The following is a 12,384-nucleotide window of genomic DNA, read 5'->3' on the forward strand; positions in this document are numbered from 1 at the left end:
ACGGCTCGTCACGCGTGGCCATCGACGAGATGAGTACGGAACCAGTCACGAGCGGCAGCACTGGTTTGCTCGAAGAGCTTGACATAGGGATCGAAATGGCCTCCGGCGAGCAACATCAGATGCTTGGGCGGGAGCGCCCGCTGGTAAGCTTCCAGGCAGAGTTCCGTGGCCGTCAACAGGTCGTGGTCGGCTACGATCATCAAGAGTGGGGTGGGGCTGATACGGGCGATATGGATGGCGGGTTCGTTCTCGCGCGCCAGTTCAGCGCTACGGAGGGTGAGTGTGTTACGCCAAGTTGGCGCAAAATCTCGGGTCTCGGTGAAGAAGACATAGGCGTCGCTGCCGGCCATCGCACACCCTTCATGCGGATCGTTCGAGACGGCCGGGAAGGTCGCAGGCTCCTCACCCCTGAAACGCGTGGCACGATCTGCGTCGAGCCGGGAGAGCAACGCCGGCACGAGATCAGCACGCGTGCGTCGAAGTGCTGAGCAGTAGCCGCTTATCGTCGGCACTTGACTGACGACACAGCGGACGCGCCGATCGAGGGCAGCAACCTCCAGCACATGGCCTCCGCTGTAACTTGTCCCCCATAGGCCGATGCGGGCGGGATCGACCCAAGCCTGGGTCTCGGCAAAGCTGATCGCATCGCGATATCCGCGTCGCTGCAGGACGGGATCGGCTTCCTGCCGGGGCAGCCCGTCGCTGGAACCGAAGTTGGCGTGATCGTACACCAGCGCGCCGAGACCAGCGGCAGCGAAAACCTCCGCGTATTGGTCGAGGTATTGCTCCTTCACCCCTGACAGGCCGTGCGCCATGACAATGCAGGGATGGCTCTGCGCCTCGCCTTCTGGTTCGTAGAGCCAGCCGCGCAAGTTACGGCCTTCGGAACGAAACTCGACATCGCGACGCATCTAAGATCCCCATTTGAGAAAGGATCATCTATGCCGCTTCGTCGGATGGCCGGCGTCGCCTGATCGGCCAGAAAGGACGCTGTATCGGCCAACATCATGCTGGCCCCCTCGTAGCGGCGGATGTCCGCTATCAGGCTCGACAAACAGTATCCTGAACGTCTCCGTCAGGTCGGAGGCGAAACGTCCGCTTCTGGCCGAAAGGCCAGAGTCTGGAAGCCATCCGTTGCGGACGTCTTATCAGGCGCCAAACGTCAGATTTTGACGACAGCGAGGACCAACACATCCCGTCGCCGGGAAGGGCCGGCGAGGCCGCGGCCATACCAGGTCCCGGCGGGGGGCATCTCGGCCCCCGCGCCGAAAATTGCCCGGATCAGACCACCAGCAGGTCCGAGGCGGTCAGGTCGGGCTTGCCGAGAAGGGTCGCGAGCAGCACCGCATCGTGGGCCGTGCCGGAGCCGTCCGCGTCGAAGAAGAGATGGCCCTTGGCCGCGTCGTAGAGGATGCGGTGGTCTTCCGTAGTCGCGGCGCCGAGGGCGAAGGCCTCGTCCGATAGGGAGCCGGGGGTCAGCGCCGTGAAGACGCTGGCATCGAGGGCGAGCCTGTCTTCGCCGTGGCTGAAATCGACGATCCGGTCCTTCTTGCCGGCGGGAAGCGTATCGAACACGAAGGTGTCGGCACCGGCGTCGCCGCGCAGGACATCCGTTCCCGCGCCGCCTGTCAGGATGTCGTCCCCGGCGCCGCCGAACAGCCGGTCGTCGCCCGCGCCGCCGAGGAACTGGTTCGCCTCGGCATCGCCCCGCATGGAATCGGCGAAGGCCGAGCCCTTGACGATCTCGAAGCCGGAGACGCCCCCCGTGCCCGTGGCCCGGCCGGTTTCGAACAGCGCGCGCGCCGATGCGCCGAAATCCGAGTAATCGAGTGTGTCGGTGCCGTCGCCACCGAGGCTGAGGCCACGGATGGCCGAGCCCGTCTCGATGGCCAGCGTGTTGTCGCCGGAGCCGAACTGGATCGCGGTGCCGCCCGAGCCGATGATGCGGCCGGCATTGACCACCACGTCGTCGAGGGCACTGACGATCTTGATGGCAATGTCCGACCCGCCGTGGATGAGCCCCGCATTGTCGATGCTCGTGAGGAACGGCGCATCCCCCTGCGACGAGTCGTCGATCAGGATTCCGAGGCCGGCGCCGTAGATCCGCGCGCCGGCGAGATTGACGATGTCGCCGCCGCCCGCCGCGATGCCTTCGGCGGTGTTGGGCAGCCCGTCGGACCCCGTGCCGCCGGCGCCGAGGCCGCGAATGGTGCCGTGATTCTCGATTGTTGCACGGAAATCGACGTCGATCCCGTCGCCGTCGCCGTCATTGATGCCGTCCGGGCCGCCGCCGTCTTCGGAACCGGGCGTCGCGCCGTTGACGTCGGAGCCGGCCGCATCCGCGAAGGTGCCCGTGATGATCCCGTGATTGATCACGGTCGCGGTGCCGTCCGAGCCGATTCCGGAGCCGTTCCCGCCGAGAATGCGTGCTCCGGCCTCGTTCGTCACCGTGGCGACGCTGCCCTCGCCCATATTGATGCCGTGCCGATCGCCGAGGATGGCGCCGCCGGCCGCGTTGCGGATCGTCCCGCTCGCCCCGTCCTCGAACTGGATGCCGTCGGCACCCTGAACGTAGCCGGTGGCGGAACCACCCCGGATGGTGCCGCTATTGACGAGATCCAGCGTCGCGCCGATCCGCACGCCGTCCGAGACCAGGGACAGCAGCGAGCCGGCATTGTCGATCTCGGCGAGGAACCCGCCCGAGGTCGAGGCGAGGTCGAGGGCCTGGCCCGTGCTGGAGACGATGGTCGAGCCGCTATCCGTGGTGATCGTGAGCGTGCCGGCGGCGACGGTGCCGTCCTGGATCTGCACGGCATCGTCCCCGGCGCGGATGGCGCCGCCATTGTCGATCGTCGCGGTCAGGGTCGCGCCGATTTCGCTCTCGAAGCGGATCGCGCGGCCCCCGGCGGTGTTCTCGATCAGGCCGTCATTGTGGATCTCGGCGCCGTCCGGGGCGACCTGGAAGCGCACGGACTGAGCATTGGCGGAGACAGACAGGGTTCCGTCCACCTGCAGCGTGTCGGCGCCCGCCAGGGTGAAGCGAGCGGTCTGCGTCGTGCCGTTCGCGACGGAATAGGCGGTCATGCGGTCTCATCCTCGGCCGGACGCGTCCGCGGACGAGCGGACGTCAAATCACCGGCCGTGGCGGACATTAGGGGGGTCGGATGACGCTCGAACGACGGTGCGCGTGGCGGTGGATTCTCGCGCATTCCGGGGGAGGCGCGCCCCTACACCACCGGCACGCCGCGGCCCTTGGCATGCTCGGCCGGCTCCACATGGATGACGACGACGGCCCCCGCGATGGCGCCTTCGATGGCACTCTCGAGCCGGTCGCAGATGTCGTGCGAGTCCTTCACGGTCATCTCGCCGGGCACCACGAGGTGGAAATCGATGAAGGTCGCCTGCCCGGCATGCCGTGTGCGCACGTCATGCGCCTCCAGCGCCCCCTCGCCATGCTCCGAAATCAGGGCACGGATCTGGGTCACCATCTCGGCCGGAGCCGCCTTGTCGAGAAGGCCGCTCACGGAATCGCGTACCATGGTCCAGCCCGACCACAGGATATTGAGGGCGACGAGGCCGGCGATGAGCGGATCGAGGATCAGGGTTCCGGTGAGGGCCACCAGGGCGACGCCGACCAGAACGCCACCGGATGTGAAGACATCCGCCATCACATGGCGGGCATCGGCCACCAGGGCGGGCGAGCGCCAGACCTTGCCGCGACTCAGGAGCGCCATGGACCAGGCGGCATTGATCGCCGTCCCCACCGCGCTGACGGCAAGGCCCAGCATCGGCGCATCGAGGGGTTTCGGGTCGAGGAGGCCGTAATAGGATTCACGCAGGATGAGGATGGCGGCCACGATGATGAGGGCCCCCTCGATCACCGCCGAGAAATACTCGGCCTTGTGGTGCCCGAACTGATGGTCCTCGTCGGCGGGCGCGGCGGCCACGCGCAAGGCGATGAAGGCGAAGGCCGCCGCCGCCACGTTGATGATGCTCTCCAGCGCGTCCGAATAGAGCGCGAGACTGCCGGTGAGCCAGTAGGCGGTGAATTTGATCGCCATCACGAGAAGGCCGATTCCGGCGCTCGCGAGGGCGGCTTTCTGTGTGCGGTCCATTTCCGGTGAGAATCCGTGACAGGCCCGGCGGATGGCGGGGCAGGGCGTGGCGCGCCCTGCCCATACGATCATCCCCATCGACAAGGCCACGGCAAAGGTTGAACCCGCCGGTGAAGGGTTTAGTCGCTGCTATGTCTGGGGTTCGATCTCTTGCGATGCCGGCGCGGCCCCCACGCCGCGATCCGCCTCTCGCTGGGCAGAGCGGGCGCTCTGCGCACGCGCGCGCTCGGCCTTGCGCGCGTAGCTTCGGGCCATCCAACCCCACCGGGCATTGGCCGCCATGACATCGAGACGCTGGGCCTCCCGGTCCCAGTAGGACATCAACTGCGAGTCCAGCGTGATCCGCCGGCGAGGAACCTTGGCCTTGGGGAGGGCGGTCTTGAAGGTGTCAGTCATCGCACGAACCGAATCTGAGCCAATTTGGCCGGCCACAACGCAGACTCGCGCCGACGCGGTCAAGGTTGTTTTCAACGTAGACCTGTAACCGTGCGGCCCGGTGGAGAAAGGCGGGTACATGAAAAGTGGTGATGATATGGGTTTCGCCCGTCAAGCCCTTCCGGCGACTTGGCCGTCATCTGCATGTCTATGTCCCGCATCCACAATGCGCGACGGCCGCTTCCCGCTTTTTCCAGACGGCGATCCGCCGGCCATTGATCCCGAGACCTGAACCGTGCTGTTGGCGCCCGATGCGCGTCGACCTCTTCGATTTCGATCTGCCCGAATCCAGCATCGCCCTCAGGCCACCCCAGCCCCGCGATGCCGGGCGAATGCTGGTGGTCCGGCCGGGCGAGGCCCTGGAGGACCGCGCGGTGCGCGATCTCGCCGACCTGCTGCGGCCGGGCGACGCCCTCGTCTTCAACGACACCCGCGTGATCCCGGCCCGCCTTCACGGCATCCGTCACCGCTCGGGATCGCCGGGGCTGCGGATGGAGGCCATGCTGCACCTCCGCGAGGCAACCGACCGATGGCGCGCCTTTGCCCGTCCGGGCAAGCGTCTCGCCATCGGTGACAGGGTGAGCTTCGGGCGGAGCGGGCAGGGCGCCGCCTGCTCCCTCGGCGTTCTCGATGCCACCATCACGGAGAAGGGGGAGGGCGGCGAGATCGTCCTGCGCTTCGATCTCTCCGGCCCCGCCCTCGACGAGGCCATCGTGCTGGCCGGCGAATTGCCGCTCCCGCCCTACATCGCGGGCAAGCGCAGCACCGACGCGCAGGACGCGGTGGATTACCAGACGGTCTATGCCCGGCAGGCCGGCGCCGTTGCCGCCCCCACCGCGGGCCTACATTTCTCCGACGCGCTCCTGGCACGGATCGACGCCGCCGGCATCCGGCGCCATTGCGTGACGCTGCATGTGGGGGCGGGCACATTCCTGCCGGTCAAGGCCGACGATACCGACCACCATCGCATGCATGCCGAGATCGGCTTTCTCGATGAGGAAACCGCGGATGCTCTCAACCGGACGCGAGACGGGGGAGGCCGCATCGTCGCGGTGGGGACCACGGCGCTGCGCCTGCTCGAGAGCGCGGCGGACGAGAATGGTAGGCTTCATGCCTTCTCCGGTCCGACCGAGATCTTCATCACGCCTGGCACCCGCATCCGCGCGGTGGACGCCTTGATGACCAATTTCCACCTGCCGCGTTCGACCCTCTTCATGCTGGTCTCGGCCTTTTCCGGGTTGGAGACCATGCGGGCGGCCTACGCACATGCCATCGCGGCCGGCTATCGCTTCTATTCGTACGGGGATTCGAGCCTGCTGTTTCCAGCCCGATCCGAGTGACGCGATAATCTCCCTCCCGCGGGTGCCCGCAGTGTCACGCTCGCGGAGAGGAGCGGGACGGCGGTGCGGCCCCGGCAGGCCGGTCATTCCTGGTGTGTCGTCATCATGCTTTTAGCCCGCTCGAACGCTTCGGGCCCGATGGCGAAGGGACCATCGAAGGGCCGCTCGTGGAGCGCGATGACACAGAGCGTTCCCACCATCGCCGTGGAGAAGATGGCGAGCGTGATCACCTGGGCGCGCGGCTTGTCCACATGGACGATACCGATGGAGATCAGCGTCAGCGTGCAGAGGAACAGCAACGTCAGCCATTTCGAATCGTCGTTCTTGCTGGCGCTCAGGGCGAGCCGCTCGCCCCGAGCTTCGCGAAGATTCATGATCGTGGTCATCAGCGCGGTGTGAGCGACGGCACCGGACGCCGTGGTATGCACCGGGTCGGCGACCATCTTCATGAGCGCGCTGAGGGCCGCGCCCGCCTGGCTGGAATACGCCGTCCCCGTTCCCATCTTCGGAAATTCGTCGGCGATCACCGCATTCGCATAGGCGAGGAGCGCCTTCTGGATGTCCGACATGTCCGAGACGGTGGCCTCGCTGAGGTCGTAGGCGGCGATCAGGTTCGCCCGCTCGGTCTGGACGATCCGCGATGCCTTGCCCTGCCGCTCCCAGGCATCGTTTGCCACGAAACCGGTGAGCAGGGCGAGCAGGATGCCGATCGAACTGAAGAACGACGCGACGATGCCGCCGACATTGTTCAACAGATGCGCCCGCGTGGCGGGCACGTTCGTCAGGACGATCAAGACGATCGAGATGCCGGCGAACAGGCTTGCGAGTATGCCGATGATCAGTGCTAGCGGCTGATCGAGCCAGATCCCCATGAGCATCGCTATCCCTCGCGGTCGTTTGGTGAGTCGGCCGGGACGGGCAAATCCCGCTCGGAATCTCCGGATCATGGGAGGATGCGATAGCGCCGGTCGGCAGTGGCGACCAGAGGCGCGGTCAGCTTCCGGACTGTGCTGATGACCGACCGCCTGTAGGAGGCTCGCATGTTTCCGTTTTGCGGCGCGGAGCTTTAAAGACCTGGCCCATGTCCGACACTGCCTCCCTCCGAAACGCTACATCCGACCACTTCGGCTTCCGCGTCGACGCCACCGACGGACAGGCCCGCACCGGTGCAATCTCGATGCCGAGGGGGACGATCCGTACCCCGGCCTTCATGCCCGTGGGGACCGCGGCGACGGTCAAGGCGATGTATCCGGGCCAGGTCCGGGATCTCGGCGCCGACGTGGTGCTCGGCAACACCTATCACCTGATGCTGCGTCCCGGCCCGGAGCGGATGGAGCGGCTCGGCGGCCTCCACCGTTTCATGAACTGGCCGCACCCGATCCTCACCGATTCGGGCGGTTTCCAGGTGATGTCGCTCTCCGCCCTGAGAAAGCTCGACGAGCAGGGCGTGACCTTCCGCTCGCATGTGGACGGGTCGAGCCACCATATGAGCCCGGAGCGCTCCATCGAGATCCAGGGGCTGCTCGGCTCCGACATCCAGATGCAGCTCGACGAATGCGTTCGGCTTCCCGCAGAGCGGGCGGCCATCGAGAGCGCCATGCGCCTCTCCCTACGCTGGGCCGAGCGTTGCCGGATCGCCTTCGGCGAACAGCCGGGCAAGGCTATGTTCGGCATCGTCCAGGGCGGCGACCTGCCCGACCTGCGGGTGGAGAGCGCCAGGGCCCTGGCCGATCTCGATCTCAAGGGCTACGCCATCGGTGGCCTCGCTGTGGGCGAGCCGCAGGCCGTGATGCTGGCCATGATCGAGACGGTGGAGCCGCATCTCCCGGTTGGCAAGCCGCGCTACCTCATGGGAGTCGGCACGCCCGACGACCTGATGCGCTCGGTGATGCGCGGCATCGACATGTTCGATTGCGTGATGCCCACCCGCGCCGGCCGCCATGGCCTGGCCTATACACGCCATGGCCGGATAAACCTGCGCAACGCCCGGCACGGCGAGGATACGCGACCGCTGGACGAAACGTCGTCATGCCCCGCCGCGAGGGACTATTCCCGTGCCTATCTCCACCACCTCGTCCGCACCGACGAGATCCTGGGCATGATGCTGCTGACATGGAACAACCTGTCCTATTACCAGGACTTGATGGCAAGGATGCGTGCGGCGATCGCCGCGGGTCGTCTCGCCGATTTCTGCGACGAGACCCGCGAGGGCTGGTCGCGCGCCGAGGCTGAGCGCGCCCACGAAACCGTCTCACGCTGATATCACCTTCAAGGGTGCCGGCACGCGGCTCGGCAGGGCTCCGGACGAAGTCGATAACATTTCCGCGGGAGTGACGGGACGGTCGCCATCGAGGGCGGCAGGACGCCCCCCCGGCCGCGCTGTCCGTTTACCAGACTGCCGAGAGGATCATGACACGGGCATCCCCGCGTTCAGGGCGATCCAAGACGGCAGGCCTACCCAGCAAAAGCCAAACACCCCTCCGGCGCAGCCCGAGCCAAACCGTCGCGATGACATTGCCAAGCGCGGCACCGGTTGACCCCTCCACTCCAACCCCCTATTGCGAGCCACGCTTGCACCAACGGGCAGCCCGATCCCCATCGGGACCGGCCCACCGAGCAAGCGAGCGCGTAGCTCAGCTGGTAGAGCAACGGACTTTTAATCTGTAGGTCCTGGGTTCGAGTCCCAGCGCGCTCACCACTTACTTTATTGATTAAACCAGCGATTGCCGGTCTTTGCGGCATCATCAGCAAATCTGCAACTGCCATTTCCAAGGCCTCCGACCCTCGATAGTTCGGGCGGCCCGCCTCTATACCACCGCCTCAAAATCTTACAGGCAGCTCAGGCCGGCAACTGGGTCTGGTCGGGCTGGATGCCGAGGGACAGGGGGGTGCCGTCGTCCATAGCGGCCAGACGGGACACCAGCAGGTCGTAGAAGCGGATCAGGCCCTTGTACTCCACGAGTTCGGGCGGGAGCGTCGCCAGTACGCGATGGAGGCGCTTGTGCCACTTTTTCACCCGCTCGATATCCTGCAGGCTGATCAGGTAGCAGCGGATTCCGAACAGGATCGCGTTGGAGCGGGGCAGGCGGAACAGGGTCTGTAACTCGACGCGCAGGTGAAGCTTGCCCGCGATGTTCTCCGCCGTGAGGGTGGTGCGGTCGGGGCCCCAATCGGGATAATTCTCGGGCGAGGTATCGAGACGGGGGTTGATCGTCATCGTCCAGTTCAACCGGCGGACGGGATGCCCGTATTGCAGACGCAGGAGATATTGCAGCGCCCGGTCGAATACGCCGATCTCATGTGCCAGCGGTACCGGCCCGTGCCATTCGTGAAAGCTCATCCCGATATCGAATTCCAGCGACCAATCCGCCTGCGTCGTGACCATACCGCCATCGACGTAGAGATTGTTGTCCCGCTGATCCTGAAGGGTGAAATCGCCTTGCGCCTGACGAGTGATGTATTCGAACGGCTCGCAGGGCAGCGTGGACGCGTCGCCGAAGACGAAGCGTTGGTCGAGGTTCAGGGGACGGTTGATCCAATGCCATGCGGTCCCGTCCCGCGTCAGGCTGAAATGCTCGGGGTAATCCGTGGACAGGCTCTCCATCAGAAGTTCGAGCGTGTCCCATTGCGCGGGCATCATGTGCGGCAGCACCTGACACCGTTTCGGATCGTGATCGAGGACGATCGCGCGCTCCCTGCATTCCGCGACGTAATGTTCGTCCACATCGAACGCGTGTTCGAAGGCAGGCGACGGGCCTGCTTTCACATGAGGCTCGATATTGACCGAGTACCTGTATGTGTCTTCGCCGAACGGAAACGGAAAGCGCAGGACCGCAGCGTCGCTGTTCCGATAGGAGAAGTCGTCCCGGAACGTCTCGTCCGTCTTGAAGTGAATACCCATTTCAGCCACCTTTTACCAAGCGGCACTGATCCCGACCGATGGCCGGTCTCAGCGCGTTAGGCGGACGCCCGCCGCCGCGCGGTCGCAACAACAGACGACGATCGGTTCTCCTCGTCGTCGACTAATCTTAGAAATCGAGCACGAGGGTCTCGGATCTGGCCCGGGAGACGCAGGTCGCGATGAGGCGTCCCTCCGACTTCTCGGCATCGGACAGGACGTGATCGCGATGGTCGGGGAGGCCCTCCACCACGGGAAGGAGGCAGATGCCGCAGGCGCCCCCCCTGCAGAGGCAGGGGGCCTCGATGCCAGCCCCCTCCAGCGCCTCGAGAAGAGTTTGCGACGCCCCGACCTCGATCGACCGGCCGGACCGCGCCAGGGTGACGACGAACGGCTCGCCGCCCTTGGCCCCGCCGAAACTCTCGCGATGGATCGCGTGCGGCGTCCATCCGAGGCCGCGCGCAGTCTCCTCGACCGCATCCATGAGGCCCTCCGGCCCGCAGGTATAGACATGCGTGCCCAGAGGCTGGTCGGCGAGAAGGGCGGCGAGATCCGGCCGCGCACCCCGGGCAACGCCATGGACGTGAACGCCCGCCGCATCGGTTCCGAGCAGGTCCCGAAAGGTCTCGACCTCGTCGCCGGCGCAGAATTGATGCAGTTCATAATTGGCGCCACGAAGCGCGAGAACCGGCAAGTAGGACAGGAACGGCGTCACACCGATGCCGCCGGAGATCAGGATATGCTTTCGGGCCCGGGACGCGATGGGGAACAGGCTCGCAGGTACGCCGAGTTCCACGGCATCACCAGCCTTGAGCATGTCATGCAGGAAATGCGAGCCGCCGCGCGATTCCGCAACACGGCGGACGATGATAGCATAGTGATCACGCTGATCGGGCGGGGTCACCAGCGAATAGGCGTTCTGCCAGACACGGTCCGTATCCCGCAGAGTGACGAGCACATGCGCCCCTGGCGGTGAGGTGGGGAATGTTCCGCCGCCTTCCGGAACGAAACGGAAGCGCTTCAGGGTCGGGTTCAGGAGTTCGATCTCGGCGACGCGCGCCGACAGCTTGCCTTCGACGATCATGAATAGGCCTGCTCTGCGGGAGGAACGTCGCCGGCGACTTCGGCATCGACCTTGACCCCCATGAAAGCCGAGAGGCGCCGGGAGAAATGATCCCGGACGAATAGGTTCGCGCCGCAGCCCTCGCATCGGACGATGGTGGTCGTCACTGCGTGGTTGAAGGTCCGGCAATGGACGCAGGCGACGCGACGCGCCTTGGTGCCGGAATGACACTGGAAGATCTCCTGCTTGTTCATTCCGGCGCGCTGCGCCGTGTTGAAGACGTCCCAAAGGAAATCCTCGGTCCCGCTTGCATAGAGCCGCAGCCCCATGCGCTCCCGCGCGAGACGATGGTCGAGGCGATCGATGAGGTGCCGCGGCGAACGAAAGCATCGCCCACCACCGGCCTCGGGCGGTCTCGTACGGCCCTCCTGGTCAGGGGCCGCGACGAACCAGATCTCCGCTTCCTGTCCGGGCGATGCCGCGAAGCTGAAGGCCGGAGAGTCTGAAACCAGCAGGTGTCGTAATCCGGAGGAATCCACCGCCAGCGACTGATAGACCGGCCGGCTCTTGATGAACTGATCTGACATCGGCCTCATCTCGACAACGGACGATATGGCAATCGCCCGGCTCATCATTCCCATTCACGGTCGCAGCGGTCGGCACGGACCATGCGAACCCTCGGAGCAGGATTTGATCCAAGGAGCATGACTCTCCGTGACCCAACCATAGGGCGACAACCGTTCTCTAAGAGAATTTAATTTTCGCTGAGAGAATAAAAATGTCAATCGCCGATTTCGTCCGGCACGTTGGCCCGATGTCGATCAGGCAAGTGCCGGACGATCGTTTCATCGACTGCCTTCGTCAAATTCTCGAAAAAGCAGGGGCGATCCTGATAAATGGAAAGTGCCCAGCAGGGCCAAAGCCCATGAATCCACGGTTGATTCGGGCATCCTCGGCGATTGCTCCCCTCAGGGCAACACAGTGTGCGGGCCATGAAGGATGTCAGCGCGTTGCGATCATCGGCAGCGAATGATTCTGCCTGAGCAGATTGCTTATATACTGAGCATGAGTGGATAAAAACGGCCAATTGCGGTGCATTTCAGTTCAATTTCCGTCCTTACTCGGCGGTGACCTGCAATAGCGCTTGACAGCCCTTAGCCCGAGGGGAAATGATTGTTCCCGTAGAGAACCCGGGCGATCGTCGACGGTCTCGCTCACGTGATTTGCCGGTCACTCCTGCCCGGCACGACCCGACCGTCCGGCTGACATCCATCAGCCGGACAACACCAAACAGATCTTCATCCCGTGTGCCGACAGGACCTTTGTAGCAGCCACCAAACATCAGGGCAGCGACGATACCGGCATTTCACCCAAAACTTTGGCCCTCGCGCCAATTCGACGGTGACATGTCCAAAGCAAGTCCATCGACAACCCCGCCAACCTAAATAAATAGCGAACAACTAACTACTAAAGGTACGCTTCCCACCATCATAGACGGCGGTGAGCAAGCTGGTCTTTTCTGATCAAACGATA

General features: G+C 64.9%; 11 protein-coding genes and 1 tRNA gene. 4 read left to right on the plus strand and 8 right to left on the minus strand.

Annotated features, from left to right (window positions below; translation table 11 throughout):
• Positions 1–8 precede the first annotated feature (8 nt).
• The 4 genes from AC0IXR_RS12225 to AC0IXR_RS12240 all read right to left on the minus strand — a co-directional run bounded on the left by AC0IXR_RS12225 (position 9) and on the right by AC0IXR_RS12240 (position 4,511).
• On the minus strand, positions 9–911 hold the full coding sequence (locus tag AC0IXR_RS12225) for an alpha/beta hydrolase (RefSeq protein WP_471760875.1): 903 nt from the start codon (positions 909–911) through the stop codon (positions 9–11).
• Between the two features lie 370 nt (positions 912–1,281).
• A complete protein-coding gene (locus AC0IXR_RS12230; protein ID WP_471760876.1) occupies positions 1,282–3,084 on the minus strand; it encodes a calcium-binding protein in 1,803 nt (600 codons plus the stop codon).
• Between the two features lie 143 nt (positions 3,085–3,227).
• A complete protein-coding gene (locus AC0IXR_RS12235) occupies positions 3,228–4,115 on the minus strand; it encodes a cation diffusion facilitator family transporter (protein ID WP_056426488.1) in 888 nt (295 codons plus the stop codon).
• Between the two features lie 129 nt (positions 4,116–4,244).
• Positions 4,245–4,511 carry a hypothetical protein gene (locus tag AC0IXR_RS12240; protein ID WP_311275524.1) on the minus strand — a complete coding sequence of 89 codons (267 nt, stop codon included), beginning with the start codon at positions 4,509–4,511 and terminating at the stop codon, positions 4,245–4,247.
• A gap of 290 nt (positions 4,512–4,801) precedes the next feature.
• Here AC0IXR_RS12240 and queA point away from each other — a divergent pair, with 290 nt between their 5' ends.
• Positions 4,802–5,890, plus strand: coding sequence for a tRNA preQ1(34) S-adenosylmethionine ribosyltransferase-isomerase QueA (queA, locus tag AC0IXR_RS12245; protein ID WP_419952801.1), 1,089 nt, complete (start codon positions 4,802–4,804; stop codon positions 5,888–5,890).
• Between the two features lie 83 nt (positions 5,891–5,973).
• On the opposite strand, the gene AC0IXR_RS12250 is transcribed toward queA, so the two are convergent.
• Positions 5,974–6,768: a bestrophin-like domain gene (locus AC0IXR_RS12250; protein WP_419952800.1), complete on the minus strand. Its 795-nt coding sequence runs from the start codon at positions 6,766–6,768 to the stop codon at positions 5,974–5,976.
• 203 nt (positions 6,769–6,971) lie between these two features.
• Between AC0IXR_RS12250 and tgt the strand changes: the two genes are divergently transcribed.
• Positions 6,972–8,150 (plus strand): tRNA guanosine(34) transglycosylase Tgt, encoded by a 1,179-nt coding sequence (tgt, locus tag AC0IXR_RS12255; protein ID WP_471760877.1) that lies wholly within the window; start codon positions 6,972–6,974, stop codon positions 8,148–8,150.
• A 362-nt stretch (positions 8,151–8,512) separates the two neighbouring features.
• A tRNA-Lys gene (locus tag AC0IXR_RS12260) sits at positions 8,513–8,588 on the plus strand.
• A gap of 141 nt (positions 8,589–8,729) precedes the next feature.
• Here AC0IXR_RS12260 and AC0IXR_RS12265 read toward each other — a convergent pair.
• The 3 genes from AC0IXR_RS12265 to AC0IXR_RS12275 all read right to left on the minus strand — a co-directional run bounded on the left by AC0IXR_RS12265 (position 8,730) and on the right by AC0IXR_RS12275 (position 11,438).
• Positions 8,730–9,791, minus strand: a complete 1,062-nt coding sequence (locus AC0IXR_RS12265; RefSeq protein ID WP_056426476.1) for a heme-dependent oxidative N-demethylase family protein — start codon at positions 9,789–9,791, stop codon at positions 8,730–8,732.
• Positions 9,792–9,918: 127 nt separating this feature from the next.
• Positions 9,919–10,872: a PDR/VanB family oxidoreductase gene (locus tag AC0IXR_RS12270; protein WP_471760878.1), complete on the minus strand. Its 954-nt coding sequence runs from the start codon at positions 10,870–10,872 to the stop codon at positions 9,919–9,921.
• A complete protein-coding gene (locus AC0IXR_RS12275; protein WP_207412743.1) occupies positions 10,869–11,438 on the minus strand; it encodes a dimethylamine monooxygenase subunit DmmA family protein in 570 nt (189 codons plus the stop codon). The genes AC0IXR_RS12270 and AC0IXR_RS12275 overlap by 4 nt, the downstream gene beginning before the upstream one ends.
• Before the next feature lie 191 nt (positions 11,439–11,629).
• Between AC0IXR_RS12275 and AC0IXR_RS12280 the strand changes: the two genes are divergently transcribed.
• Positions 11,630–11,884: a hypothetical protein gene (locus AC0IXR_RS12280; protein WP_311275527.1), complete on the plus strand. Its 255-nt coding sequence runs from the start codon at positions 11,630–11,632 to the stop codon at positions 11,882–11,884.
• Positions 11,885–12,384 lie beyond the last annotated feature (500 nt).

The organism is Methylobacterium sp. AC832 (assembly GCF_979256025.1).